The organism is Glutamicibacter sp. GQ173 (assembly GCF_059759215.1).
This window is the reverse complement of record NZ_JCAXDT010000003.1, coordinates 41,834-67,181: the sequence shown is the minus strand read 5'-3', so window position 1 is coordinate 67,181 and position 25,348 is coordinate 41,834. Positions and strand designations below refer to the sequence as shown.

Below are 25,348 nucleotides of genomic sequence, written 5' to 3'. Positions count from 1 at the left end.
TGCTGATACGGCACATGGCGCACTAACGGACCCGGAGGGTGGATCCCCCCTCACTTGAGCTCCGAAACTGGCTCAGATGGTCAATTACTAGCTTTATGTGGCTGATTTAGGCCACAGGAGCACCGATTATTTTGCTCTACGCGGTAGAATTAGAGGTAGTGAAATGGCGTTGCCGCGGGTTAAGCCCTGTGGCGATGCCCCTCCAGACCATGATCACCGGAGATGCTGCACTGAGTGCCGAAAGTGATCGCGCGCCAAATTCGAGGAGTTCGTAGCACCCGTGTCTACTGAAAATGCTTCACCGCAGGATCCGGCAGAAAGCCAAGTTCCCGCGGAATCGATGACTTCCAAAGTCGAACATACCTATGGCGCCCAGGATATTACCGTCCTCGAAGGACTCGAAGCGGTACGCAAACGCCCGGGCATGTACATCGGTTCCACTGGCCCACGCGGCCTGCACCACTTGGTTTACGAAGTTGTCGACAACTCCGTCGATGAGGCATTGGCGGGATACTGCGACACCATCAACGTCACCCTGCAGGCCGATGGCGGCGTGCGTTGTGAAGACAACGGCCGAGGGATCCCCGTGGATGTGCACCCCACCGAGGGAAAGCCCACCGTTGAGGTAGTCATGACCATCCTGCACGCCGGCGGCAAGTTCGGCGGCGGCGGCTATGCCGTGTCCGGCGGCCTGCACGGCGTGGGCATTTCCGTGGTTAACGCGCTCTCGCGCCGGGTGGACACTGTCGTGCGCCGCCAGGGCCACGCATGGCGCATCAGCTTCGGCAACGGCGGCGTCACCACCAGTCCGCTGACCCAGGGCGAGGAAACCGAGCTCACCGGGACCAGCCAGACCTTCTACCCGGATCCGGAGATCTTCGAGACCACCGAATTCGACTTCGAAACGCTGCGGGCCCGCTTCCAGCAGATGGCCTTCCTGAACAAGGGCCTGCGGATCACGCTGACCGACGAGCGCATTCCCGAAAACGCCGAACCTGAAGCCGAAGTCGAAGAAGAGATCGAAAACCAGGTAGTCAAGCCGCGAACCGTGGACTACCTGTACAAGGACGGCCTGCTGGATTACGTCAAGCACCTGAACGCCGCCAAGAAGATCGAACTGGTCCATGACGAGGTTATCGCCTTCGAATCCGAGGATGCGGCCCGGGGCATCAGCGTGGAAATCGCCATGCAGTGGACCAGCGCCTACGCCGAATCCGTGCACACCTACGCGAACACCATCAACACCCATGAGGGCGGAACCCACGAAGAAGGCTTCCGTGCGGCCCTGACCGGCCTGCTCAACCGCTACGCACGCGATAACAAGATCCTGCGCGAAAAGGACGACAACCTCACCGGCGAGGACGCCCGCGAAGGGTTGACCGCAGTCATTTCGGTCAAGCTCTCCGAGCCGCAGTTCGAAGGCCAGACCAAGACCAAGCTGGGCAACTCGATCGCCCGCGGATTCGTCCAGGGCGTGGTCAACGAAGAGCTCAGCGACTGGTTCGAACGCAATCCGAACGTGGCGCGCGACATCATCCGCAAGGCACAGCTGGCCTCGCAGGCCCGCATGGCCGCGCGCAAGGCCCGCGACAACGCCCGCCGCAAGTCGCCGATGGAATCCTTCGGCATGCCCGGCAAGCTCTCGGACTGCTCCTCGAAGAATCCCGTCGAGTGCGAGGTGTTCATCGTGGAGGGCGACTCCGCAGGCGGCTCGGCCAAGCGCGGACGCGACCCGCACACCCAGGCCATCCTGCCGCTGCGCGGCAAGATCCTGAACGTGGAGCGTGCCCGCCTGGACCGCGCGCTGGGCAATGCCGAGGTGCAGGCGATGATCACCGCCTTCGGCACCGGCATCGGCGAAGAGTTCGACATGGCCAAGCTGCGCTACCACAAGATCGTGCTGATGGCCGATGCGGACGTCGACGGCCAGCACATCACCACCTTGCTGCTGACCCTGATCTTCCGCTTCATGCGCCCGCTGATCGAGCACGGCTACGTCTTCCTGGCCGCTCCTCCGCTGTACCGCATCAAGTGGTCCAACGCCCCGCACGACTACGTGTTCTCCGACAAGGAACGCGATGACTCGCTGCTGGCCGGGCAGGCCGCCAACAAGCGCCTGCCCAAGGACAACGGCATCCAGCGCTACAAGGGCCTGGGCGAGATGGACTACTCGGAATTGTGGGACACCACCATGGATCCGGAGCACCGCACGCTGCGCCAGGTCACCATGGATGATGCCGCAGCCGCAGACGAGGTGTTCTCCGTGCTGATGGGCGAGGACGTCGAGTCCCGCCGCAACTTCATCCAGCAGAACGCCAAGGACGTGCGCTTCCTGGATATCTGATCGGCCGCGCCGAAAGATCATCCACCGAAGACTTTTTGACTTGTAAGGGAAAAAATTGAGCGACGAGCAAACCCCTGAGAACGAACCCCTGGACGGCGAGGTCCTCGAGCCGGTCCATGACGGCGGGCGCATCGACCAGATCGACCTGCAGACCGAAATGCAGCGGTCCTACCTGGACTACGCCATGGCCGTGATCGTCGGCCGCGCGCTGCCCGACGTGCGCGATGGACTCAAGCCCGTGCACCGCCGCGTGCTGTACGCGATGTTCGACGGCGGCTACCGCCCCGAGCGCGCCTACAACAAGTGCGCCCGCGTGGTCGGCGAAGTCATGGGCCAGTACCACCCGCACGGCGACACCGCGATCTATGATGCGCTGGTCCGCCTGATCCAGGACTGGGTCATGCGCTACCCGCTGGCCCTGGGCCAGGGCAACTTCGGCTCCCCGGGCAACGACGGCGCCGCCGCCCAGCGTTACACCGAAACCAAGATGGCCCCGCTGGCCATGGAAATGGTCCGCGACATCAACGAGAACACCGTTGATTTCCAGGACAACTACGACGGCAAGAACCAGGAACCCACCGTTCTGCCGGCGCGCTTCCCGAACCTTCTGGTCAACGGCTCCTCGGGCATCGCCGTGGGCATGGCCACCAACATTCCGCCGCACAACCTGCGCGAAGTGGCCGAGGGCGTGCAGTGGTACCTGAAGAACCCGGAAGCCACCCGCGAGGAGCTGCTCGCCGAGCTGATGCTGCGCGTGAAGGGCCCGGACTTCCCGTCCGGCGCGATGATCCTGGGCACCAAGGGCATCGCCGATGCCTACCGCACCGGCCGAGGCTCGATCACCATGCGCGCGGTCGTCAACGTGGAGGAAATCCAGGGCCGCACCTGCCTGGTGGTCACGGAGCTGCCGTACATGGCCAACCCGGACAACCTCGCGGTGAAGATCGCCGAGCTGGTCCGCGACGGCAAGATCGCCGGCATCGCCGATATGCGCGACGAGACCTCGGGCCGCACCGGCCAGCGCCTGGTCATCGTGCTCAAGCGCGATGCCGTGGCCAAGGTGGTGCTGAACAACCTGTACAAGCACACCGAGCTGCAGACCAACTTCTCGGCGAACATGCTCGCGATCGTCGACGGGGTGCCGCGCACCCTGCCGCTGGATGGGTTCATCCGCCACTGGGTGACCCACCAGATCGAAGTGATCGTGCGCCGCACCCAGTTCCGCCTGAAGAAGGCCGAAGAAGAGGCCCACATCCTGCGCGGCCTGCTCAAGGCGCTGGACGCTCTTGACGAGGTCATCGCGCTGATTCGCCGTTCGGCCACCACCGAGGCGGCCCGCGACGGGCTGATGGAGCTGCTGAGCATCGACGAGGACCAGGCCCGCGCCATCCTGGATATGCAGCTACGCCGCCTGGCCGCCCTCGAGCGCCAGAAGATCCAGGATCGCCACGCGGAGCTCGAGCGCATGATCGCCGAATTCCAGGCCATCATCGCCTCCCCTGCCCGCCAGCGCGAAATCGTCGCCGAAGAACTCGGCGAGATCGTGGACAAGCACGGCGATGACCGCCGCACCAAGATCCTCATGGGCTACGACGGCGACATGAGCGTCGAGGACCTGATTCCCGAAGAGGAAATGGTCGTCACCATCACCCGCGGAGGCTATGTCAAGCGCACCCGCATCGACAACTACCGCTCGCAGGCCCGTGGCGGCAAGGGCATCAAGGGCGCGAACCTGCGCGGGGACGACGTGGTGGAGCACTTCTTCGTCACCTCCACGCACAACTGGCTGCTGTTCTTCACCAACCACGGCCGCGTGTACCGCACCAAGTGCTACGAGCTGGCCGAAGCCGGCCGCGACGCCAAGGGCCAGCACGTGGCGAACGTGATGGCCTTCCAGCCCGATGAGCACATCGCCCAGGTGCTGGATCTGCGCACCTACCAGGATGCTGCCTACCTGATGCTGGCCACCCGCAACGGCCTGGTGAAGAAGACCCGCCTGGAGGACTACGACACCAACCGCACCGCCGGGGTGATCGCCATCAACCTGCGCGACGACGATGAACTGGTCTCCGCGCAGCTGGTCAGCGAATCCGATGATGTGATGCTCGTCTCGCGCAAGGGCCAGTCGGTGCGCTTCACCGCTACCGACACCGCGCTGCGCCCGATGGGCCGCGCGACCAGCGGCGTGACCGGCATGAAGTTCCGCGAGGGCGACGAGCTGCTGGCCGCCGACGTGGTCCGCGAGGATTCCTTCGTGTTCACGGTGACCAACGAGGGCTATGCCAAGCGCACCGAGGTCGCCGAATACCGCGTGCAATCCCGTGGTGGCTTGGGCATTAAGGTGGCCAAGCTCAACGAGGAACGCGGCGAGCTGGTGGGCGCGATGATCGTCGACGAGACCGATGAGGTCCTCGTGGTCATGGGCTCGGGCAAGGTGGTCCGCTCGGCCGCGGCGCAGGTTCCTGCCAAGGGCCGCGACACCATGGGCGTCATCTTCGCCAAGCCGGATAAGAAGGACAACATTATTGCGGTTGCCAAGAACTCGGAGACCGAGCTCGAAGAGAACTTGGAGGAAGATGCCGTAACGTTGGACGCAGAAAACACGATCGATCAGTCATCCACCGCGCCGGAAACCGAATCGGACGCCCAGGAAGATGACACCACTAACGGAGGTAACGCATGAGCACGCCCTCGACGCCACGCCCCAGCGGCAGTGCCCCGAAGAGCGAAGCGCCGCGACCTACCCAGGTAAAGCGTCCGGCAACAACTGGCACCGGCAGCCGCCCAGCCGCGGCAGGCGCCAAGCCAGCTGCCGGCCAGGCTCGTCCTGCAGGCGCCCGCCCGGCCGCCCAGCGTCCGGCCAACGGCCAGGAGCGCCTGGTTCGCCCAGCGCCCAAGGCCAAGGTCCGCAAGGCACGCCTGCTGGTTTCCAAGGTTGAGCCGTTCTCGGTACTGAAACTGGCCTTCTTGCTCTCGGTAGCTTTCGGTGTCATCACCGTAGTCGCTGCTGTGGGCATCTGGGCCCTGCTGGACCTGATGGGTACGTTTGACGCATTCAACACGCTGATTCGCGACGCCATGGCCGAAGGCGGCTTCGACCTGCGACAGAGCATGTCCCTGGGGCAGGTGGCCTCCTACGCGACAATCATTGCCGTGGTGAACGTCGTGGTCATTTCCATCGTCTCCATGCTGGGTGCGGTGCTGTACAACATTGCCGCATCGCTGGTTGGCGGCATCGGTGTGACCCTCACCGACGACTAGAAACACCCCTAGTCGAGCCCGGGTTTCATGTTGTGATGCATGCCACCCGGGCTCGATTTGTATCTTCTGGAAATCCCCGGTAGAGTTTTATTTCGTTCCAAAGGGAACAAACAAAAGCAAGGGCGTATAGCTCAGGCGGTTAGAGCGCTTCGCTGATAACGAAGAGGTCCCAAGTTCAAGTCTTGGTACGCCCACGGAAACCTTGCTGGAGGGAAAGAGGAAGTAATGAAAAAGTTCCTGGTTCTCGCAACGATTGTGGCTACTGCGGTAGTCTTGGTCAAGAAAGCGAAGGCTTCTTCGGAAACAAAGGAAACCTGGCATCAGGTAGCCGATCAAGTTTCCTAAAGCTTTTGGGGCCTTAGCTCAGTTGGTAGAGCGTCTGCTTTGCAAGCAGAATGTCAGGAGTTCGATTCTCCTAGGCTCCACAAAAGAGAGTGGCGGAAAGCATCAGCTTTCCGCTAATTCTTTTTGATTGATCCTTTTGGATTGGTCGGTGAGGAACACCAGATAAATAAATACGGGGCCTTAGCTCAGTTGGTAGAGCGTCTGCTTTGCAAGCAGAATGTCAGGAGTTCGATTCTCCTAGGCTCCACAGAAAAAGGACGGAAAGCTTCTGCTTTCCGTCCTTTCTCCATTTCCGGGTCATCTGCGCCGATTAGCGGCTAATTCGAGCCATCCGCACGTGCTGGTAGTGATCCAGCAGCTGCTCGCCAATGCTGAACCATGAACGGTCCTGCACGCTGCTCAAGGCGGCACTGGCAAAAGCAAGGCGTTTGGCATCGTCGTAGACCAAGTCGCTGACCCGGCTGCGCAGTTCATTGAGATTTCCTGGCTGGTACAGCCAGCCGGTGCGCGAGGAATCAACCAGGTCCAGCGGCCCGCCACGGCCCACAGCGACCACAGGAACTCCGCAGGCCATGGCCTCCTGGATGGTCTGGCAGAAGGTCTCCGAGGCGCCTGGATGGACAAAAACATCCATGGAGGCCATGACTTCAGCCAGGCGTTCGCCAGAGAGGAATCCAGTGAAGTGCGCGGTTGGCAGCAAAGCCCGCAGCTCACCCTCTAGCGGCCCAGAACCTACGATGACGAGCCTGGTGTTCTTCAGATCCGCCAAGGCCCTCAGATCGGCGACCTGCTTCTCTGCAGCGAGGCGCCCTGCATAGCCGATGACTACCTCGCCATTGGGAGCCACTGCCTGCCTGAATTGCTCGTTTCGACGTCGCGGGGTGAATTGGGCCGTGTCCACTCCCCTGCCTGAGATCCTCAAGCGATCAATGCCCAGATCCTGCAGCTGGCGGTACGAAAACGTGCTGGGAACCAGTGACAGGTCCGCGGCGATATGGATGGCGCGGACATGGTCCCAGAGACGCTGGGTCAGCCAGGGCATCTTGTAGCGCTCGGCATAGCTGGGAACTTCGGTTTGGTAGAGCGCCACAGTGGGCAAATTCAGTTCCTGGGCTGCGCGCAATCCCTGCCACCCCAGAATAAATGGGCTGGCCAGATGGACCACGTCCACGCGTTCGCGCGCCAGGATCTTTCGCAATCGGGTAACACTAGTGGTTGCCACTCGGACTTCCGGGTAGCTGGCCAGAGGCATGGAGGGCACCGTATGGATGGCGAAGCCCTTGTACTGCCGAGGTACACCGTGACCTGCCAGCTCACTGGCCAAGGAACCTGCAGGCGTAATGACCACTGCCTCGTGACCGGTGAGAGCCAAGTGGTCCAGCGTCTTGAGAATAGAATTGGTAACCCCATTGAATTGGGGAAGGAACGATTCAGCAACGATTGCAACCTTCACAGTTTCAGCATGGGGATCGACAATGACAAGAAAGTTAATATGACTGGGTCAGTTCATTAACTTCTGTCTTCCTATTTTTGGTAAACCGCAGTTAGTGGCAAGATACCGTAGATGTTGAATGATAATTCGGGCGTGGTCCGCGACGCAGCTGACACCGCAAAGATTGATAAAGACTCGCGCATTGCGGTGCTGCTCTTTCCAGCGCTGATCCTGCTCGGCGGGCTGTGCGGCATGCTGCTCCCCCAGACATTTGTCGGCTTTGCCGGATGGATCAGTCCCCTGCTGATGGTGATCATGTTCTGCATGGGCTTGACGCTGACCCTGCCAGACTTTGCACTAGTGGTTAAGAACCCGTTGCCGGTACTTGGCGGCGTGGTGGCCCAGTTTGTCGTGATGCCGTCCATGGGCTGGCTCGTTGCCAAGGTGCTGCATCTGGATCCTGCGCTCGCTGCCGGCCTGATTCTGGTGGGTTGCGCACCGGGCGGAACCGCGTCAAATGTCGTCTCCTATCTGGCTCGAGGCAATGTTGCTCTGTCGGTGGCGATGACCTCGGTTTCAACCTTGATCGCACCGGTACTCACTCCCCTGTTGGCGCTGTGGCTGGCGGGCCAGTACATGCCCGTCGATGCCGGTTCCATGGCCGTCAGTGTTGTTCAGATTGTCCTGATTCCCGTGGTCCTGGGCCTGGTGCTACGCATGCTGTTAAACCGGCTTGTGCTCAAGGTGGCCGGAATCCTGCCGTGGATCTCAGTCATCGCCATTACCTTCGTAGTGACGATTATTGTTGCCGGCAGCGCGCAGGCCATTCTGACTGCCGGATTGCTGGTTTTGCTTGCGGTCATTCTGCACAACGGGTTGGGCCTGATGCTCGGCTATGGAATTGGTGTGCTGATGCGCGTTCCAGAGGACGCACGGCGCACGATGGCTATTGAAGTTGGCATGCAGAATTCTGGATTGGCGGGCGGTTTGGCCAAGCAATATTTCACGCCGGAGGCGGCATTGCCAGCTGCAGTATTCTCTGTGTGGCATAACTTGTCTGGAGCGATGATCGCTGCTTATTGGCGTCGAAAGAAGATCTAAAAGACTGAAGACCCGAGGCAGAATCGGATATATTTTAATTTTGGAATATCTTGATTCGTGCAAGAATCGCGTCCCTGAACCTGCCTCTTGGAGCCGTAGGACTGTCTTGGTGCAAAGCACCGGTAATCTGAATCAGTGACGTTACTACTTGCCCTGGTCGGGATCATTGGAATCTCGGCTTCCGGGCCAATTATTGCCGCGTTCCCTGGTGTTCCGGTGCTGTCCATGGCTTTCTGGCGCAATGGCGCGGCAGCGGCAGTGCTGAGTGTTCCCGCGCTTCGAAAAAGCTCGCGTGTTTATCTGGCAATGTCCAAACGTGAATGGGTTTTCACGGGCATTGCAGGTCTTGCCTTGGCGTCGCACTTTGTGTGCTTCATGTACTCGATGAGGCTTACCAGCGTCGCTGCCGGCACCGCATTGGTGTGTATCCAAGGTGTTTGGATTGCAGTGTTCCAAGTGATGCGCGGCGTCCAGTACCGGACCAAGGTTTTCATTGGCATGGCCGTGTCGCTTGGCGGCGCCATTCTGATTACCGGATTCGATATGGGCCAGAGTTCAGAGGCGTTGCTCGGCGACGTGCTGGCCCTAGCCGGCGGTGTGCTGGCGGCGGTTTATACCCTGGCCGGATCAGTAGCTCGGCGGACGATGGCGACAGCAACCTATGCCTCGAGCTGCTACGCGATTACCGCTCTCGCTCTGCTGATTCTTTGTTTTGCCACGGGCATGCCGATCTGGGGATTCGATGCCCACGGTTGGCTGGGCATCATCTTGCTGACCTTATGCGCACAGATCTTTGGGCATACGGCAATGAATCATCTGCTTAACGTGCTTGGACCGCTGACGGTTTCAACGCTGATTCTCTTGGAGATCCCAGGAGCCGCTTTGTTGGCGGCGCTGTTCCTGGGACAGGTGGTTTCCATGGCTACCTATGCCGGCCTTCTGGTGATACTCGTTGGGCTTGCCCTCGTGATACGAGGACAAGCCCAACCGAAAACTCGTGAGTAACTAGATTTTATTTGTCATCTTCAATGATCTCGCGGATTTCTTCTACGCTTGCTTCGCGAGACTCGACAGGTTGCTGAGGCTGTGCCGGCGCAGGTTCGTTTTCCCATGGATCCTCAATGGGTTTTGAGGCCTTCCAAACAGCCACCAGCAGCGCGACGATTCCGGCAATAAAGCCTACGGCTAGTACTTTTCCTACTTTGCTCTTCTTGCTCATGCATTGCTCCAGACTGAAACAGGATCTCGCTATCCGACAGCTCAAGCCTATGCAGTTACAACGCCACAGGCCAGTGTTAGCCAGGCAGCCATCAGACATTGTTCTAAATTTTCACTCAACGCGTACGTCAGCATTTAGCGGCTCACGCCTTGATCATGGAAGAATGTAGGCATGACCGCAAACGCAACTCATAAAGCCACGATTCACACTACTTTGGGCGATATCGTTGTCGATCTCTTCGGCAACCATGCACCTAAGACCGTAAAGAACTTCGTCGGCCTGTCGACCGGTGAGCAGGAGTGGGTACACCCAGAGTCCGGTGACCAAAAGACCAACACCCCGCTGTACAGCGGAACCATCTTCCACCGCATTATCTCTGACTTCATGATTCAGGGTGGCGACCCACTGGGCCAGGGCTTCGGCGGTCCGGGCTACCAGTTCGATGATGAGATCCACCCAGAACTGAACTTCAACGAGCCTTACAAGCTGGCCATGGCCAACGCGGGCATCCGCATGGGCCGCGGAACCAACGGTTCGCAGTTCTTCATCACCACCGTTCCAACCACCTGGCTGCAGGGCAAGCACACCATCTTCGGTGAAGTTGTCGATGCAGACTCCCGCAAGGTAGTTGACGCACTGAACGCTGTAGCAACCGATGGCCGTGACAAGCCACTGGAAGACGTCGTCATCAACTCGGTCGATATCGAGACTCTGTAATTCACCGACGCAATACCGCGAGGCCCCGACGATCCACCCAGTGGTGTTGTCGGGGCCTTGAGCTTTAAGCACGATCCCACTACACAAGGCAGGTAATGATGTCCTACGGGCAGGTTAATCCCCAGGGCCAAGCAACTCCGACGTGTTATCGACACCCCCACACGGTGTCCTATGTGTCTTGCAACCGATGCGAGCGTCCAATCTGTCCTGAATGCCAGGTTTCCGCTCCAGTGGGAGTGCAGTGCGTTGAATGCGTTGCCCAAGCCAATAGGAGCCTCCCCCAGCAGCAAACCGAATTTGGCGGCAGGCTTCGCGCGGGTGCCCCGGTCATAACCTACGCGGTGATTGGGCTGAACGTCTTCGTCTATATTCTGCAGTGGGTTATTCCGGGATTCACCAATTCATTGGTCCTGGCACCAGCCATAGCTGCCTATGAGCCGTGGAGATTGATCACGAGCGCCTTCGCGCACTCCATGGGATCATTCCTGCATCTGGGCATGAACATGTATGGCATCTATATCTTCGGCACCTTGCTCGAGCCCAAGCTTGGCAGGCTGCGTTTTACATGGCTGTACTTGATTAGTGCTTTCGGCGGATCTCTTGGCATCTTGGTGCTCAGCGCACCGCTGAGTGCCACCTTGGGTGCCTCTGGGGCTTTGGCCGGATTGTTCCTCGCTACCTTTGTCGTCTACCGCTCAAATAAGCAGGCGCTGCGGCAAATGGGCATCATTCTGGTACTGAACATTGTCCTGGGCTTTGTTGTTTCCGGAATCTCCTGGCAGGGCCACTTGGGCGGAGCGATCACGGGTATTCTTGCCGCGTGCTGCATCGTTTTGATACCGAGAAGTAATCCACAACGAGCCAGAACACAGCTGCTGCTTCTGTCCGGTCTTTCAATGCTGCTTTTAGGCGCCGTGTATTTCGCAGCACAGGCAGTAAAGTTCACAGGTTAATCGTTCGAAAACGGCTCTTGTCGTTATCCACACAGATTATCCACACTGTTAATAACTTACATCTGTGTAACTTGCTGGCCCATGGAGTTATTAACAGGCCTGACAGCCCGGGAATTCAAGGGTATTCCAGCAATGTTGCCCAATACTCACAACCTTGTCCCCAGTTGTGGATAACTTTTAAGCAACCCCTGTAGATAGCGCATATACGAATCGGTAGCTTGTTAATAACTACGGATTCGAAAGTTTAACCGATAGCAACGGGCGTGTTGGCAGCAGGCGGTTAATGACCCTTATCCACAGCTGGAATCCACAATGTTAATAACTTACACGCTTGTCATTTGATGGCCCCAAGCAACATCTGACCTGATGTTTCAAATAAATATTCTCAATTCGCACATTGATATCCCCACCTGTGGATAAGTTTGTGAACAACTGTTGGTGGAACTTGTGCACAACCCGTGTGGATAACATCCTGTGCTTGTGGATTACGTGGTGAAAACTGGCCAAATCAACAGGGCCGCGAAGACCAGCATGAAGATGCCGATGATGAAATCAAGAAACTGCCATGCTCTGGGCCTGGCGAAAACCGGGGCGAGGAACCGAGTCGCGTAGGCCAGCGCAAAAAACCAGAGGAAGCTTGCGGTGATAGCTCCAAAAGCAAACCAGCCAGAGCCGGCGCCTTGTGCAACGGCAACGGAACCCAGCAGCAGGACCGTGTCGATATACACGTGTGGATTGAGCCAGGTGAGTGCCAGTGTGGTTCCGATGGCCGACAGCACAGTTGTTGCCTGTGCGCGGCCGGAGACCTTGAGAGAATCAGGCTTAATCGCTCTGCGGAAGGCGAATAGAGCGTAGCTCGCAAGAAATATGAAACCGCCAAATCTAGCGACGACCAGCAGCCAAGGAACGCGTTCAACCAGGACGCCCATGCCGTTAACCCCAGCGAATATCAGGGCCGCGTCCGACAAGGAGCAGATAAGGGCAGTGATGAAGACATGTTCTTTCCGGATGCCCTGGCGAAGCACGAAGGCATTTTGCGCACCGATCGCCACGATCAGCGATAAGCCGGTGGTGAGTCCGAAGAAAAAAGAAGTTGCGGTCATGGAGAAACCGTATGAGATTCAATCACCTTAGTCGAACTTAACTTTCTGAATCTAGATTAGAGTTCCTAATGTGAATATCGACGTTGAACATCTCGAGACCCTTCTGGCCATCGTTGATGCTGGAAGCTTTGACGACGCATCCATAGATTTGGGGATTACTCCTTCTGCTGTCAGTCAGAGGATCAAGGCCCTTGAAAATCGACTTGGCGCAATTCTTGTCGTCAGGAGTCGCCCAGTCGTTCCGACCGAACAGGGATATAAGGTGCTGCGCTATGCGCGGCAAATGTCGCTGCTCAGCACAGAATTTGCCCGGGAACTCTCAGGAGGCAAACCTCTGTCCATAGCCCTCGGGGTTAACTCCGACTCGCTTTCCACCTGGTTTAATCCGATCTTCGAAGAGCTGGCCGAAATTGACGATCTATCGATAGAGATTCTTCGCGCCGATGAAAACAGGGGACTGGAACTTCTGCGCACCGGTCGAGTCAGCGCAGTAGTCACGGCAACGGCCGACGCCCTGCAAGGATGTGTCAGCAAAAAACTCGGAGCAATGCGCTATCGGGCGGCAGCTTCACCGCGCATCATCGACCGGTATCTGTCCCAAAGAGCCCCCGAGCAACTGGTGAAAACCCCGATGGTGGTTTTTGACCGCGAGGACCCGCTGCAGTATGACATGCTCGAGCGGGCTGCTGGTTCCGGAAGCCGTCCAACGGCCGCAGTGCACCATATTCCGGATTCTCTAAAATATGTCAACGCCATCGAAGCGGGCATGGGATGGGGGATGATTCCGGAATTGCAATTGGCGCAGGCTGCCGGGGTCCAGGTGCTACACGAGCAATGGTTCGCGGATGTTCCCCTGTATTTACAGCGTTGGGCCGTTGACTCCGACTTGCTCAACACGATCGATGGCATCCTGGTCACGGCGGCCCGTCACGGCGGCCTGCATTTGATAGCCTGAGCTTGTTGCAGGCCATGAATGCCTGAACCCGGACGAGGGAGCCGTACCCGGAGCGCGACAAGACGGCCAGAAGGGAAATCTGGCATGTACTGGGCCGTACTTATAATTTCTGGCGTTTTCGAGGCCGTATGGGCTGTCGCTTTGGGGATGAGCGAGGGTCTCTCAAAGGTCGTTCCCACTATCATCTTCATTGCTGGGCTGATCGTATCCATGGCCGGTCTGGCCTACGCGATGAAGGAAATTCCGGTGGGTACAGCCTACGCGATTTGGGTGGGAATCGGAGCCTCGCTCGCAGTAATCTACTCCATGGTCACGGGCCAAGAAGCTTTCTCGCTTCTGAAGGTGGTCTTCATCCTGGGGCTTGTTGGCTGCGTTATTGGCCTCAAGGCCGTTAGCCACTAGGGAAAAATCCCTTAAACAAAATTCGCCGGTCCCTTCGGGGACCGGCGAAAGTGCTATTTCCAGCCTGTTGTCATGAAGAATCCGACCATCGCGATGCCGAATCCGATCACGATGTTCCAGCCACCAATATTGGGGATTGGAAATAGGGTCTGGGAAATGTAGTAGACGATGATCCAGAGCAGGCCTATGAGCATGAGGCCAAACATGACCGGCTTGTACCAGCCCGGCATTGGCTTATCGATAGCGTGGGCGCTTTGGCGCTCGGCTCGGGCCTGCGTTGTGTTCTTGCGTCGTGGTTTTGACTCCGGCACTCGAATGCTCCCTCGGCTTCATCTGCTTAATGTAGTAAATGTGGGAGACATTAACGTCTTCCCGGTAGGCTTGGGTACAAGAATGCTGAGAACTGCTTGCTGCATTCCTACGTAGCTTCCATACTAGCCGCAACCCGTGGGATCTCCGGGGTTTTGGCCCGCATCAGCACGCGTGCATTGACAGATCGTTATATACGAATGCCCTAAGGAGCTTGAGAGCTGTGAACAGATCCGCCACAGTGCAAGGTCGACGCATGGAACGCCGGCCTCGGTCTGCGGGAAACGTTGTCGTTGGATTCCTTGGCGAGCTGTTCATTACCTTGGGCATCGTCTTGATGCTCTATGTAGCGTGGGAGCTGTGGTGGACCAATATCGACTCGGCCCAAGCCCAGCAGCAGGCGACCCAGGGACTTGTGCAGGAACTCGGCGATGTCGTAATTCCTGATTCTGAAGAGCCGGCGGAAGAAGAAAAAGACTACGGTCCAGCACCTGTGACAAAAATTGCGCCAGGGGAGACTTTCGGGATCATGTACTTCCCGCGTTTTGGCAGCCATGGATCGCATCACCCCGTGACCAGTGGTGTTGAGGATCGGGTGATCGACAATCTGGGTATCGGGCATTACCCGTCAACCCAGCAACCGGGAGAGCTGGGCAACTTTGCGGTTGCCGCCCACCGCCAAACCCATGGACAAGTGTTCTGGGACATCGACAAGCTTCAAAAGGGTGACAAGATTTATCTGCAAACGGCCGAGGGGTATTACACCTACACCTGGTATGCCACAGAAATCGTCGCTCCTTCCAACGGTGATGTCCTCTTGCCGACCCCGCATCAATGGGGAGTAGAGCCAACAAAATCGATCCTGACCATGACCACCTGCCACCCGAAGTACACAACTCAGCAGCGGATGATCGCATACTCCGAGCTGACGGATTGGCGGCCCTTGGATGCCGGCCCGCCCAAGGAAATCCGCGACATGGTTATCGACGCAACGAGCTAGGAGGAATATATGTACGCCTGGATTTTCAGAAACCTTCCCGGCCCCCTGTGGCTTCGCATTTTTGAAGCATTGATTCTCATTGCCGCCATCGTGCTATTACTGATGGTGTATGTTTTCCCGTGGCTGAACCAGTACATCAGCCCCTTTACCGATTCAACGATTGGCCAGAGTACCTCGTGAGCAGCACCAAGATTTTAGTGATCGACAATTACGACAGCTTTGTCTATACCCTCGTGGGCTATCTCCAGGAATTGGGTGCCGAGACCACTGTTCATCGCAACGATGACTTGACCGTCCAGGAAGCCATCGAGCTAGCTGCTGAATACGACGGTGTATTGATTTCACCGGGCCCCGGAGACCCCGCCGGCGCCGGTGTCAGCATTGATCTGATCAAGTGGTGCGGACAGCAGAGCAAGCCGATGCTGGGCGTCTGCCTTGGGCATCAGGCGTTGGCCGAGGCCTATGGCGGAACGGTGACCCATGCTGAAGAACTGATGCATGGCAAGACCTCGCTGGTTAATCACGAGAACCATCCGGTGTTTAACAACGTTGCCAATCCGTTCACCGCGACCCGGTACCATTCCTTGGCTGCAGTGCGCGAGAGCATCCCGGAAGAGTTGGAAATCATCGCCCAGACGGCTGGGGGAGTCATCATGGCCCTGGCACACCGGGAAGCCCCGCTGTGGGGATTGCAGTACCACCCGGAGTCGGTCTTGACCGAGCAGGGGTATCAGATGCTGGGCAACTGGTTGGAATTCCTGGGCTTGCAGGGGGCCGCCGCGAAGGCAGCCACCCTGAGCCCGCTTTTTAGCGGCGAATAATCGACCGCTGACTAATTGCCCTCACCGGGTTTGGCCGGTGGGGGCAATTTTCCTCGCTGCGTCTCGCTCGGCGATGGCGAAGCAGTTCCGCTCGGTGATTCGCTATCTGAATCATCCGAATTTTCACTCTCGGACGGGCTGGGAGTCGGGGTCTCAGACGGAGTTGGCTCCGGTACGGGAACGGCCACTGAGATCTTTACCAGGTCCCCTGGAGCAGCTTCCTCGGAAGCTTCCGGCGACTGCGTGAACAGCGTTCCCTCTTCATAGTCATCGGTTTCGACCTCGACGAACTGGGCCTTGAGTCCAACATCTTCTGCTTCAAGCGCCTTCTGGGCCTCGTCCCGGCTCATTCCAGAGACATCGGGAACTTGCACCTTTCCGGTCGAGAGGATCAGGTCAACCTCGGAACCTGCTTTGACCTTGGCGCCAAGCTCCGGGCTGGTGCCAATGACCCAGTCCGTCGGAATGGTTGCCGAATTTTCGCGGGTGACTTCACCGACTTCGAGTCCTGCTTGGCGCAAGGCATCTCGAGCGGCCGTCTCGGACTGATTGGCGAGGTCTTTGGGAATAGTCCGCTGTTCCGATCCTTCCGAGATATACAAAGTCACCGTGGATTCCTTGGCCACTTGCGTACCAGAGGAAGGATCGGTGCGCGTGGCCTTGTCCTCATCCACGTCTTCATTGAACTCGCGCTCAACGCGCACGTTGAAGGTCGCATCGCGCAGCAGGCTGCTGGCGTCGTCCTCGGACAGGTTCTTGACATCGGGAATGGCTACCGGCGCACGCTTTTCGGCATCGGCCTGGATTGAACGAATCACCAGGAAGCTGGCAATCGCCACAGCAAGCAGGGCGACCAGCGACAACAGGACAATCAGGCCGCGGTTGGTCCGATGGCGTGTGGTTTCCACCGGTTCATCGTGGGTCGTGAAGACCGGATGCTCCGTGGTCATGGGTGCCGCCTGGGCAGCAAAACCAGATTCGGTGGAGTGGTGATTGCCATAAATTGGCAAGGTGTAGGTTGCCGGCGTGGACTGGTCCTCATGGAATTCGATCCCGTTCAGGGCGTTCTCCAAGGCCGTTGCGAAGGCTCCAGCGGACTGGAAACGGTCATCGCGTTCCTTGGAGAGCACCTTGGCCACTATCGGGTCGAAGATCGGATCCACGTCCTGCGCGACCTCGCTCGGGGCCGGTGGGATCTCGCCGACGTGCTGGTAGGCCACGGAGACCGGAGAATCCCCGGTGAACGGTGGCCTGCCGGTCATCAGCTCGTAAAACAGGCATCCGGCCGAGTAGATATCGGAACGGAAATCCACTTGCTCGCCACGGGCTTGCTCGGGGGAGAAGTACTGCGCGGTGCCCACCACGGCGGCGGTCTGCGTCATCGTGGCGGAGTTGTCCAGCGCCCTGGCGATGCCGAAGTCCATCAGCTTCACATGCCCGGCGTCGGTGACCATGACATTCGCAGGCTTTACATCGCGGTGCACCACATTATTCGCGTGCGAATGATCCAGTGCCTCGCACACGCCGCGGGTGACTTTTACGGCAAATTCGGCGTCAATGGCGTCCTGGGAAATGACCTGCTTGAGGGTTTTCCCGGTGACATACTCCATGACCATGAAGGGCAGGCGCTCGTGCTGCTGTTCGGAGGTTGGAAGCTCACCGGTGTCGTACACGGCAACGATATTCGGATGGCTTAGCGCCGCGACTGCCTTCGCTTCGCGCCGGAAGCGGTTGACCACCATGGGATTGCTGGCCGTGTCCGGGCGCAGCACCTTGACTGCGACCTTGCGCGAAAGCACATGGTCCAGTGCCAGGTAGACATCCGCCATGCCACCGCGGCCGATGAGCGATTCAATCTCATATCGGTCGCTGATCATCCGCGGCAAGCCAGGCGGCAATTCTTCAACTTCGCTCATGGTGCTGTGCTCTGGTCCGATTCCGTGGCGGTCGGCGATGCGGTAGGTGTTGCCGTTGGGGTTGAAGACTCTTCAGGCTCCTCTTCGGGGCCGGTGGAGAGGTCCAGGGTGACGGTGGTGCCAGGCTCAACTTCGCTGCCTGCCGATACGTCCTGGGACAGGACGGTGCCGGCAACCGAGGAGTCGCTGCGTTCATCGCCCTTCGCCGCTGCCAGGCCGGCATCCTGAATCCGCTTCTGGGCAGCTTCGAAGCTCATGCCGGTGACCTTGGGAACCTCGAGGGTTTCCGGTGCCATGGCGTAGGTGACGGTGACGGTTTCGCCAACTTCGACGTTGCCCGTCGGGTTCAGCGAGATCACTTCGCGCGGATCGGCCTGATCGGTTTCCTGCGGCACCGCATCAACCTTCAGGCCCTGGCTTTCAAGCTGCTGGGTGACCGTGTCGATATCCTGGCCGATCAGCGAGGAGGACACCTGGACATACTCAGGGCTCTCGCTTGGGCTTTCCGAGGGGGACTGCGAAGTTTCGGACGCCGCGGTGGTCTCCTCGGAGGGCTCGGTCGTCTCCTCGGTCGGTTCGGTGGACTCGGCAGATTCGGTGCTGCTTTCGGTCAACGTCGCGGTTGGGCGATCGTCGTTGTTGCTGCTCATGGCAGGAATCAACCAGGCCAGCAGCGCAATGACTACAGCCAAGGCGATAATCACGATCAATGGGATCAGCCAGGGGCTCCGCTTGGATTCCTGCGGTGCAGGATCCTGGGCGTCGGCATCCTCATCGTCAAAGCCGGTGGCGCCCTGATTGCTAGCCGCGGAGAAACCGCTGGCCGCAGCCGCAGGTTCCACAACGGTCGGCATGGCATTGGTCATCGTCGGGGCAGAATCCTGGCGGGTCATGGCGCGGGTGGCGTCATCATCCAGGTTCAGCGCCTGCGTCGCGTCCTCGGAAATACCGGTGGCGAGCATGCCCGGGACCGCCATGGTGGCGGTGTTGGTATCTCCGGCGCGCAGGGCGTCGGCGGCCTTGGCCAGTGCGGTGGCGTCCTTTGGGCGATCCGCAGGGTTCTTGGCCAGCATCGACATGATCAGCTGGCGCACCGGTGCCGGAATGGTGTCCGGCAAGGCGGGGGGAGCATCGTTGACCTGTGCCAGGGCGATGGCGATCTGCGATTCACCGGTGAACGGACGTCGCCCGGCCAGGCATTCGTAGCCGATGACGCCCAGGGCGTAGATATCGGAGCTGCCGGTCGCGTTCTGCCCGGTCGCCTGCTCAGGAGCCAGATATTGGGCGGTGCCCATCACCTGGCCGGTGGCGGTCAAAGGCACCTGGTCGGCCAGGCGGGCGATGCCGAAGTCGGTAATCTTCACAACACCCGATGGCATGACCAGGATATTGCCCGGCTTCACATCGCGGTGCACCAGGCCGTGCTCGTGGGCTGCAGCCAGCGCTCGAGCGGTCTGCGCGATCAGCGAGAGGGTGCGGTCGACTTCGAGCTTGCGTTCACGCTCGATGATGGTTGACAGCGGCGGGCCGGGAACTAGTTCCATGACCAGGTAGGCAGAGCCTTGCTCTTCGCCGTAGTCGAAGACGCCAGCGATGCCCGGGTGGTTGAGCAGGGCGGTGTGGCGGGCCTCAACGCGGAAGCGCGTCAAGAAGCTCTCGTTGTCGGTGTATTCCTCCTTGAGGATCTTGATCGCCACGAGGCGCCCAAGGACCTGGTCGCGAGCTTTCCAAACTTCGCCCATGCCACCGATCGCAATGCGGTCGGTCAGCTTGTAACGACCGCCCAAGGTGGTGCCGGTTACTGGCCTCACTTGTTGAACACCGCCTTTAACATCGTCTTCATCAGTGCACCGGTCGTGTTGTGACCAGTGTTGTAATCTACGTCTTGCAAGGTGACCGTAATGGCCACCTGAGGGTCATCTGCCGGGGCGAAGCCGGTCATCCAGGAGTTCACCCTCCGGACTTCGTCATCAGTAGCAGGCAGCTGCGCCGTACCGGTCTTGGCGCGGAAGTCCACACCCGGAACCGCGGCATTCATGGCCGTGCCGTTCTTCACCGGACCTTCCATCAGGCCGGCGAGCTGCTCGGCGATCTCCGGGCTGGTGGCCGTGGAGAATTTCTCTGGCTTCGGCTCTTCGATCACCCGAAGATCCGGGGCGATGACCTTGTCGATCATGTTCGGCTTCATGATCACGCCCTTATTGGCGATGGCCATGGCAGCCATATTCATTTGCAGCGGGGTGACCTGGTTATCGCCCTGGCCAATAGCCATGCGGGCCAATTCAGCGGCATCGGCTTTGGCTGTCGGGAACTTGCTTGGCACCACGTTCTGCGGAATGTTCAGTTGCTGGCCATAGCCGAAGCGCTCGGCCACGTCGGCGAACTCTTCCTTGCCCACAGTCTGGCTGATTTCCATAAATGGAGTGTTGCAGCTCTGGGCGAAGATGAAGGCCAAGCGGGCGCGCGGTTCACGGGCGCAGATGCCTTCGCCAAAGTTATTCATCGGCGTGCTGGAATTCGGGTAGTTCACCGATACCGGATTGTTGATCACGGTATCCAGGTCGTACTTGCCGGATTCCAGGGCGGCGACCGTGCTGAGGATCTTGAACGAAGAACCAGGGAAGCTCAGGTTGTTGATGGCCGGGTTCCGATACGGGCTCAGGCCGTCAATATCGCTGACCTCCTTGAGGTTCTGAGCAGCCTTGGATGTCGAATGGACCGCCAAGTCGTTGGTGTCGTAGCTCGGTTTGGAAGCCATTGCCAGGATGTCGCCGGTCTTTGGATCGGTGACAATAATGGTTGCCTTCACGCCATCGGGGATGGCGTTGAAGGCGGTCTTCTGCAGCGCGCCATCGATGGTCAGCTCTACCGAGGCGCCTTCGGACTTCTTGCCGGTGAACATCGCCAGCATGCGGTCATAGAGCAGGTCCGAGCTGGTTCCGGTCAGCCAATCGTTGAGCGAGGACTCCAGCTGGGTGGTGCCGCTGGCCAGCGAGTAGTATCCGGTCAGGTGCGCATAGGTTTCCGGATCGGTGTACTTGCGCTGGTATTCGAATTGTCCATCGTCGGTAGGCACCGACTCGGCGATCGGCTTGCCGTCAACCAATATGGCGCCGCGGGGCAAATCGAATTCGCGGTACAGCTGGCGCTTGTTCAGCGCGTTGTCCGTGAGCTGGTCGGCGTCGAAGAACTGGATGTAGCTCAAACCGCCAAGGCAGATGACAAAGAGCAGGGTCAGTGCAACCCAAACTCGCTTAATGGCCTGATTCACTTGCTCTTCACCACCTTGGTGCTGGTCGTTGGGGCTTTGCTGGGTGTTGCAATTTCATCGGTAGGTCCTGAGACGCCGGACTTCGGCCGGCGTGAATTGTGCGATATCAAGAGCAGGAGGGCGATGATGATCCAGTTGGCCAGCAGTGAAGACCCGCCAGCCGCCATGAATGGCGTCGCCAGCCCGGTCAGTGGAATCAGGCGGGTGACGCCACCGATGATGACTACACACTGCAGTCCCAGAGTGAAAGACAGGCCGGCGGCCAGCAGCTTGCCAAAGGTGTCACGGGAACCGAGGGCTGCACGCAGGCCGCGGGAAACCAGCAACATGTACAGCAGGACAATTGCGGTTACGCCGATCAGGCCGATTTCTTCGCCGAAGGAGGCGATGATCATGTCCGAATTGGCCAGCGGCACCCGGTAGGGGGAGCCAGCGCCCAGGCCGGTGCCGAATAGTCCGCCATCGGCCATGCCGAACAGGCCTTCGACGATCTGCATGCTTCCGCCGGTGGCCTGGTAGATGGTCGGGTCGAAGGCGTTGAGCCATACATCAAGGCGCCGGGTCACGTGGCTCATGGTCAAGCCAGCGACAATGCCACCGGCGACAACCATGAGCATGCCGATCAATACCCAGGAGATACGGGCTGTAGCCACGTACACCATCACGATGAACAGGCCGAAGAACAGGATCGCTGATCCCAAGTCGCGCTGAACCACCAGAACACCGATGGACAGCAGCCAAGCGATGACCATAGGCGCCATATCCCGCAGGCGAGGCAGCTGCAGCGGTCCGAATTTACGCCCGGCCAGCAGGATCAAGTCGCGGTTCGAGGAGAGGTATCCGGCGAAGAAGACCGACAGCGAGATCTTTGCGAGCTCGCCAGGCTGCAGCGAGAACATGCCCATGCGGATCCAAATACGGGCACCGTTGATGGTGACGCCCAAGCCTGGAATCAGCGGCAGCAAGAGCAGCACGATGGATAGCAGGAGAGCTATATAAGTGAATCGGCGCAGGATCCTGTGGTCTTTGATGACCCAGAGGACTGCCGCGGCGATGACGATGGCGATAGCCGTCCAGAGTAGTTGCCGGGCCGACTGGGATGTGCCCTTTGCCAAGTCAATACGGTGAATCATGGCCAGTCCGAGGCAGTTCAAGGCCACCGTGATCGGAAGTATTACCGGATCGGCATATTTAGCGAAGATGCGCAGCAGCACGTGAACAGACAAGGCGAGCACCGCCATGATGCTCATCTGGATATAGAAGTCGGTATTGTCGACATCCTCGGTGGTGCTACCCACCAGGAAGAACGCCGCACTGCCGACGCAGAGGGCCAGGACAAGCAGCAGCAGCTCGAGATTGCGCCGTGGTACCGGAGCGGTTTGCACTTCGGTCATTGCATGATCTCCTGACAGTAGGCTGGCAGCTGGGTTTGGTTGCTACTTGGTGAATCTTTTGATCCGGGAACTGTTACCGGACAATTTTGCTTCGCGGTGACCAGCAGTTCCTGGATGATCATTTGGGCATGCTCGCGGTTATCCGCCGAAATGGTTGCTTCCACTCGCTGGCGCGAGTAATCCGGCAGCGATTCCAGCGGAACCTTGCTCACGGTATCGACCTCGGAAAGCGAAATCGGTCCAAGTTCCTGCGGAACACCCTTGTAGATGGCGACCTTGTTATCCACGGTGCCAACAAAGTATTGGGTTTGCGTCCACATGTAGCCCCAGACGGCCAGGGCCACCACGAGGAAGGCTGCCAGGGTGAGCAGGATCGGCATCATCCAGCGGCGGTGAGCGGTGGGGCTCTCCAATGGATCAAGTATCTGGCCAGCAGCCGGTGAACGGTGGGTGAGCAGGGCAGCCGCGCGGCGTTCGCCGGTGTGCTGGGTGACAACCGGAATCTGGCCGGTCTGCGTGGCGAGTTGCGCGGCTCCGACCAGCAGGTGTGGACGCTGTGAAATCTCGTGGCGAAGCAGCGAGGCGCTGGCTTCGACATCGCCCTCAGCGGCAATGGCCAGCTGGGCGGTGTCCGGGGCAGGTTCCTGCACGGAAGGCTCGCTGAATTCATCAGCGGTATCCTCGACGACTTCGAACATCACGACCGTGACATTATCCGGTGCACCGTTTTTCAAGGTGATGGCTACCAGGTCATTAACGGCTTCATCCATGTCCGCGGTATTCCGGATGATCTGCTCGATGATGGGCAGCGGAACAGCGTCGGTGAGGCCATCGGAACACAGCATCCAGCGTTCGCCGGGCTCGGCGTCAATTTGCTGGACATCGAGTTCGGGCGAGGCATCCGAGTCACCGAGCACGCGCAGGAGCACGTTTTTATGCGGATGGACTTCGGCTTCTGCCGGCTTGATTCGTCCTTCGTCAACCAGGCGCTGCACGAACGTGTGGTCGCGGCTGATTTGCTCAAAGTCGCCGTGCTTAAGCCGGTAGGCCCGCGAGTCACCGATGTGGGCCATGTGCAAGGTACTGCCGGAAAGCAGCAGGGATGTCACGGTGGTGCCCATGCCCGAAAGTTTCGGGTTGGCACCCACGAGTTCGTTCAAAACCAGATTTGCGGCCTGGATTTCATCGGGCAGGGCGTTTTGCGGATCGGCAATGTCTGCATGATCCAGATGCACCAGATCCAAGACGGTGGACGCGGAAGCAACGTCGCCACCCACGTGGCCACCCATGCCATCTGCGAGCACGGCCAGGTATTCACCGGCGTAGGCGGAATCGTCGTTTTTCTTGCGAATCCGTCCGACGTCAGACTTCGCGGCAAATTTGAGTTTGAGGGCCATAGGCTAGGACTTCAATTCCAGGACTGTCTTCCCGATGCGGATCCGCTGGCCTGGCTCAACTGGTTGCGCGCGAGTGAGCTGGCTGTCTCCGACAAAGGTTCCGTTGGTGGAGCCCAAATCTTCGATGAACCAGCGTGATCCCTGTGGGAAGAGCCGAGCGTGGCGTCCCGAGGCGTAGTCGTCATCCAGCACCACGGTGGCGTCCTGCGCGCGGCCGAACATGATCGGCTGACCGCTCAGCGGGATGCTGTTGCCGGCCAAGGGGCCTTCGACAATAGCCAGAGAAGTTGCGGCTTTGCGCGCCGGAGCTTCTGGTTCCGCCAGCTCTGGGTTCTTTTTCAGTTCTCGTGCGCTGGGCTTGCCCGTGCGGGCTCGTGATCCGACAGCCAAATCACGGCGCATCGATCCGACAACGCTCAAGACGAGCAGCCAGATGAGTACCAGGAAGCCCAGTCGAAACAGGCTTAGAACCAAGTCGTTCATACGCGGCCTCCGTTGGTCGAGGTGATAAGCCGAAAGACTATTTTTGTCTGTCCGATGGTGATGACCGATCCGTCAAAAATAGGGGTTTCGGCAGAAATCTTCTTGCCGTCTACGTAGGTTCCGTTGGTTGAACCCAAATCGGAGACCACAAAGTTCGTCTTGCCGCGCGTCTCAACGCGGATGTGCTGTCGTGAAACGCCTGAGTCATCTACCGGGATATCGGTGCTCGCCGAACGGCCCAAAACAACCGAGTGGTGATTCAGCGCGAAACGCTGTCCCGCGACCTCGAGGATGGCCTGCTTCTGGGTTGGCGCCTTGGGAATCTCGTTGATTGGCCGGACATTGGGGCGTGGCTGCGCGACGGTGCGCGGTGACGCCTGCTCAACGGGCTTAGCCATGGGCGTCTTCACCGGTGCCGAAGCAACAACGTGGGAACTGGTCTCCTTGACGGAGCCGTTGATTTCCATTTCTCCAGGCTTAAAGTCTTGCTTGGAGACAAAATGGATCATGACATCGCCCTGAACCGAATAGTCCTGGCTGGTGGCGTGTTCCGCGGTGACCTTGGCCATTTCATTGACGACAGCTCGTCCCCAGCTTTTAGCGGTTTCGAAGTCTTTGGTGCTCAACGAGACGACAAAGTCGTTTGGAGCCAGGCTGCGCCCTTCGCTGATCGGCAGAATCCCGCGGTCCATTTCATTGCGCAGAGCGGTAGTCAGTTCAACTGGCTTGAGGTCTGCGGTGCTGGTTCCACGAAAGAAGCTTGTGACGACCTTCTCTAAGCCGCGTTCGACATTGTCGAGAAAGCCCATTATTCGTGCTCCTTCCTTAAGGGTCCATCATTTGTCTTAGTGTCTCGCATTCATGCTGAAAAGCAGTGAACACAGAACTTCATATTCGATCTTACTGTTTTCAGCTGTGGAAATGC

At 58.9% G+C, this 25,348-nt stretch carries 24 protein-coding genes, 3 tRNA genes and 1 riboswitch; of the genes, 16 read left to right on the top strand and 11 right to left on the bottom strand.

The features are described 5' to 3' along the window. Positions 1 to 340 precede the first annotated feature (340 nt). From gyrB to AC6CHO_RS06275, 7 genes are all read left to right on the top strand, one after another. Positions 341 to 2,344, top strand: a complete 2,004-nt coding sequence (gyrB, locus tag AC6CHO_RS06305; RefSeq protein WP_206693736.1) for a DNA topoisomerase (ATP-hydrolyzing) subunit B — start codon at positions 341 to 343, stop codon at positions 2,342 to 2,344. A 55-nt stretch (positions 2,345 to 2,399) separates the two neighbouring features. Beyond that, positions 2,400 to 5,027: a DNA gyrase subunit A gene (gene gyrA, locus AC6CHO_RS06300; RefSeq protein ID WP_498214190.1), complete on the top strand. Its 2,628-nt coding sequence runs from the start codon at positions 2,400 to 2,402 to the stop codon at positions 5,025 to 5,027. Next, entirely contained in the window at positions 5,024 to 5,605 is a 582-nt protein-coding gene (locus tag AC6CHO_RS06295; RefSeq protein WP_498214189.1) for a DUF3566 domain-containing protein, read from the top strand. The genes gyrA and AC6CHO_RS06295 overlap by 4 nt, the downstream gene beginning before the upstream one ends. Before the next feature lie 120 nt (positions 5,606 to 5,725). Further along, positions 5,726 to 5,799 (top strand) — tRNA-Ile (locus AC6CHO_RS06290). 31 nt (positions 5,800 to 5,830) lie between these two features. Further along, positions 5,831 to 5,950, top strand: coding sequence for a DLW-39 family protein (locus tag AC6CHO_RS06285; RefSeq protein ID WP_498214188.1), 120 nt, complete (start codon positions 5,831 to 5,833; stop codon positions 5,948 to 5,950). Between the two features lie 7 nt (positions 5,951 to 5,957). Continuing rightward, a tRNA-Ala gene (locus AC6CHO_RS06280) sits at positions 5,958 to 6,030 on the top strand. Between the two features lie 94 nt (positions 6,031 to 6,124). Next, a tRNA-Ala gene (locus AC6CHO_RS06275) sits at positions 6,125 to 6,197 on the top strand. Between the two features lie 63 nt (positions 6,198 to 6,260). On the opposite strand, the gene AC6CHO_RS06270 is transcribed toward AC6CHO_RS06275, so the two are convergent. After that, positions 6,261 to 7,403: a glycosyltransferase family 4 protein gene (locus tag AC6CHO_RS06270; protein ID WP_498214187.1), complete on the bottom strand. Its 1,143-nt coding sequence runs from the start codon at positions 7,401 to 7,403 to the stop codon at positions 6,261 to 6,263. Between the two features lie 111 nt (positions 7,404 to 7,514). On the opposite strand from AC6CHO_RS06270, the gene AC6CHO_RS06265 reads away from it, so the two are divergent. Continuing rightward, positions 7,515 to 8,483, top strand: a complete 969-nt coding sequence (locus AC6CHO_RS06265) for a bile acid:sodium symporter family protein (protein WP_498214186.1) — start codon at positions 7,515 to 7,517, stop codon at positions 8,481 to 8,483. A 135-nt stretch (positions 8,484 to 8,618) separates the two neighbouring features. Then, the gene (locus AC6CHO_RS06260; RefSeq protein ID WP_498214185.1) at positions 8,619 to 9,488 is read left to right on the top strand and encodes a DMT family transporter; all 870 of its coding nucleotides are present in this window, start codon (positions 8,619 to 8,621) and stop codon (positions 9,486 to 9,488) included. A 7-nt stretch (positions 9,489 to 9,495) separates the two neighbouring features. Here the strand turns inward: AC6CHO_RS06260 and AC6CHO_RS06255 are convergent, their stop codons facing one another. Then, positions 9,496 to 9,702: a hypothetical protein gene (locus tag AC6CHO_RS06255; RefSeq protein WP_444661240.1), complete on the bottom strand. Its 207-nt coding sequence runs from the start codon at positions 9,700 to 9,702 to the stop codon at positions 9,496 to 9,498. Between the two features lie 171 nt (positions 9,703 to 9,873). On the opposite strand from AC6CHO_RS06255, the gene AC6CHO_RS06250 reads away from it, so the two are divergent. Beyond that, a complete protein-coding gene (locus AC6CHO_RS06250) occupies positions 9,874 to 10,419 on the top strand; it encodes a peptidylprolyl isomerase (protein WP_146277192.1) in 546 nt (181 codons plus the stop codon). Positions 10,420 to 10,649: 230 nt separating this feature from the next. Then, positions 10,650 to 11,372, top strand: coding sequence for a rhomboid family intramembrane serine protease (locus AC6CHO_RS06245; RefSeq protein WP_498214184.1), 723 nt, complete (start codon positions 10,650 to 10,652; stop codon positions 11,370 to 11,372). Between the two features lie 485 nt (positions 11,373 to 11,857). Here the strand turns inward: AC6CHO_RS06245 and AC6CHO_RS06240 are convergent, their stop codons facing one another. Then, positions 11,858 to 12,475: a LysE/ArgO family amino acid transporter gene (locus tag AC6CHO_RS06240; RefSeq protein WP_498214182.1), complete on the bottom strand. Its 618-nt coding sequence runs from the start codon at positions 12,473 to 12,475 to the stop codon at positions 11,858 to 11,860. A gap of 70 nt (positions 12,476 to 12,545) precedes the next feature. Between AC6CHO_RS06240 and AC6CHO_RS06235 the strand changes: the two genes are divergently transcribed. Both AC6CHO_RS06235 and AC6CHO_RS06230 read left to right on the top strand, forming a co-directional pair. Then, a complete protein-coding gene (locus AC6CHO_RS06235; protein WP_498214181.1) occupies positions 12,546 to 13,430 on the top strand; it encodes an ArgP/LysG family DNA-binding transcriptional regulator in 885 nt (294 codons plus the stop codon). A 4-nt stretch (positions 13,431 to 13,434) separates the two neighbouring features. Further along, a riboswitch (guanidine-III (ykkC-III) riboswitch) is annotated at positions 13,435 to 13,501 on the top strand. A 13-nt stretch (positions 13,502 to 13,514) separates the two neighbouring features. Further along, entirely contained in the window at positions 13,515 to 13,832 is a 318-nt protein-coding gene (locus AC6CHO_RS06230) for a DMT family transporter (RefSeq protein WP_498214180.1), read from the top strand. A 53-nt stretch (positions 13,833 to 13,885) separates the two neighbouring features. Here AC6CHO_RS06230 and AC6CHO_RS06225 read toward each other — a convergent pair whose 3' ends face one another. Further along, a complete protein-coding gene (locus tag AC6CHO_RS06225; protein ID WP_060700149.1) occupies positions 13,886 to 14,143 on the bottom strand; it encodes a cell division protein CrgA in 258 nt (85 codons plus the stop codon). Between the two features lie 221 nt (positions 14,144 to 14,364). On the opposite strand from AC6CHO_RS06225, the gene AC6CHO_RS06220 reads away from it, so the two are divergent. Genes AC6CHO_RS06220 through AC6CHO_RS06210 form a run of 3 tightly spaced genes read left to right on the top strand, consistent with a single transcriptional unit; the run spans position 14,365 to position 15,962 of the window. Next, positions 14,365 to 15,141, top strand: coding sequence for a class E sortase (locus AC6CHO_RS06220; protein ID WP_498214179.1), 777 nt, complete (start codon positions 14,365 to 14,367; stop codon positions 15,139 to 15,141). 9 nt (positions 15,142 to 15,150) lie between these two features. Continuing rightward, positions 15,151 to 15,321, top strand: a complete 171-nt coding sequence (locus AC6CHO_RS06215; protein WP_022874476.1) for a hypothetical protein — start codon at positions 15,151 to 15,153, stop codon at positions 15,319 to 15,321. After that, positions 15,318 to 15,962, top strand: coding sequence for an anthranilate synthase component II (locus AC6CHO_RS06210; RefSeq protein ID WP_444661232.1), 645 nt, complete (start codon positions 15,318 to 15,320; stop codon positions 15,960 to 15,962). The genes AC6CHO_RS06215 and AC6CHO_RS06210 overlap by 4 nt, the downstream gene beginning before the upstream one ends. An 11-nt stretch (positions 15,963 to 15,973) precedes the next feature. Here AC6CHO_RS06210 and pknB read toward each other — a convergent pair whose 3' ends face one another. From pknB to AC6CHO_RS06175, 7 genes are read right to left on the bottom strand one after another with little or no spacing between them, the layout of a single operon-like run. Further along, positions 15,974 to 17,878, bottom strand: a complete 1,905-nt coding sequence (pknB, locus tag AC6CHO_RS06205) for a Stk1 family PASTA domain-containing Ser/Thr kinase (RefSeq protein ID WP_498214178.1) — start codon at positions 17,876 to 17,878, stop codon at positions 15,974 to 15,976. Then, entirely contained in the window at positions 17,875 to 19,689 is a 1,815-nt protein-coding gene (locus AC6CHO_RS06200; RefSeq protein WP_498214176.1) for a protein kinase domain-containing protein, read from the bottom strand. The genes pknB and AC6CHO_RS06200 overlap by 4 nt, the downstream gene beginning before the upstream one ends. After that, on the bottom strand, positions 19,686 to 21,149 hold the full coding sequence (locus tag AC6CHO_RS06195; RefSeq protein WP_498214175.1) for a peptidoglycan D,D-transpeptidase FtsI family protein: 1,464 nt from the start codon (positions 21,147 to 21,149) through the stop codon (positions 19,686 to 19,688). The genes AC6CHO_RS06200 and AC6CHO_RS06195 overlap by 4 nt, the downstream gene beginning before the upstream one ends. Continuing rightward, on the bottom strand, positions 21,146 to 22,543 hold the full coding sequence (locus AC6CHO_RS06190) for an FtsW/RodA/SpoVE family cell cycle protein (RefSeq protein WP_498214174.1): 1,398 nt from the start codon (positions 22,541 to 22,543) through the stop codon (positions 21,146 to 21,148). The genes AC6CHO_RS06195 and AC6CHO_RS06190 overlap by 4 nt, the downstream gene beginning before the upstream one ends. After that, a complete protein-coding gene (locus AC6CHO_RS06185) occupies positions 22,540 to 23,940 on the bottom strand; it encodes a PP2C family protein-serine/threonine phosphatase (RefSeq protein ID WP_498214173.1) in 1,401 nt (466 codons plus the stop codon). The genes AC6CHO_RS06190 and AC6CHO_RS06185 overlap by 4 nt, the downstream gene beginning before the upstream one ends. A 3-nt stretch (positions 23,941 to 23,943) precedes the next feature. Further along, positions 23,944 to 24,423 (bottom strand): FHA domain-containing protein FhaB/FipA, encoded by a 480-nt coding sequence (locus AC6CHO_RS06180; protein ID WP_444661226.1) that lies wholly within the window; start codon positions 24,421 to 24,423, stop codon positions 23,944 to 23,946. Continuing rightward, complete coding sequence (locus AC6CHO_RS06175; protein WP_060700158.1) at positions 24,420 to 25,232, bottom strand: FHA domain-containing protein; 813 nt, start codon at positions 25,230 to 25,232, stop codon at positions 24,420 to 24,422. Before AC6CHO_RS06175 ends, AC6CHO_RS06180 begins: the two co-directional genes overlap by 4 nt. Positions 25,233 to 25,348: the final 116 nt, after the last annotated feature.

Coding starts and splice junctions, on each gene's coding strand:
- AC6CHO_RS06215 (WP_022874476.1), top strand. CDS start 15,151: ATGTACGCCTGGATTTTCAGAAACCTTCCCGGCCCCCTGTGGCTTCGC.
- AC6CHO_RS06185 (WP_498214173.1), bottom strand. CDS start 23,940: ATGGCCCTCAAACTCAAATTTGCCGCGAAGTCTGACGTCGGACGGATT.
- AC6CHO_RS06265 (WP_498214186.1), top strand. CDS start 7,515: ATGTTGAATGATAATTCGGGCGTGGTCCGCGACGCAGCTGACACCGCA.
- AC6CHO_RS06295 (WP_498214189.1), top strand. CDS start 5,024: ATGAGCACGCCCTCGACGCCACGCCCCAGCGGCAGTGCCCCGAAGAGC.
- AC6CHO_RS06230 (WP_498214180.1), top strand. CDS start 13,515: ATGTACTGGGCCGTACTTATAATTTCTGGCGTTTTCGAGGCCGTATGG.
- AC6CHO_RS06250 (WP_146277192.1), top strand. CDS start 9,874: ATGACCGCAAACGCAACTCATAAAGCCACGATTCACACTACTTTGGGC.
- AC6CHO_RS06180 (WP_444661226.1), bottom strand. CDS start 24,423: ATGAACGACTTGGTTCTAAGCCTGTTTCGACTGGGCTTCCTGGTACTC.
- AC6CHO_RS06240 (WP_498214182.1), bottom strand. CDS start 12,475: ATGACCGCAACTTCTTTTTTCTTCGGACTCACCACCGGCTTATCGCTG.
- gyrB (WP_206693736.1), top strand. CDS start 341: ATGACTTCCAAAGTCGAACATACCTATGGCGCCCAGGATATTACCGTC.
- AC6CHO_RS06255 (WP_444661240.1), bottom strand. CDS start 9,702: ATGAGCAAGAAGAGCAAAGTAGGAAAAGTACTAGCCGTAGGCTTTATT.
- pknB (WP_498214178.1), bottom strand. CDS start 17,878: ATGAGCGAAGTTGAAGAATTGCCGCCTGGCTTGCCGCGGATGATCAGC.
- AC6CHO_RS06190 (WP_498214174.1), bottom strand. CDS start 22,543: ATGACCGAAGTGCAAACCGCTCCGGTACCACGGCGCAATCTCGAGCTG.
- AC6CHO_RS06285 (WP_498214188.1), top strand. CDS start 5,831: ATGAAAAAGTTCCTGGTTCTCGCAACGATTGTGGCTACTGCGGTAGTC.
- AC6CHO_RS06175 (WP_060700158.1), bottom strand. CDS start 25,232: ATGGGCTTTCTCGACAATGTCGAACGCGGCTTAGAGAAGGTCGTCACA.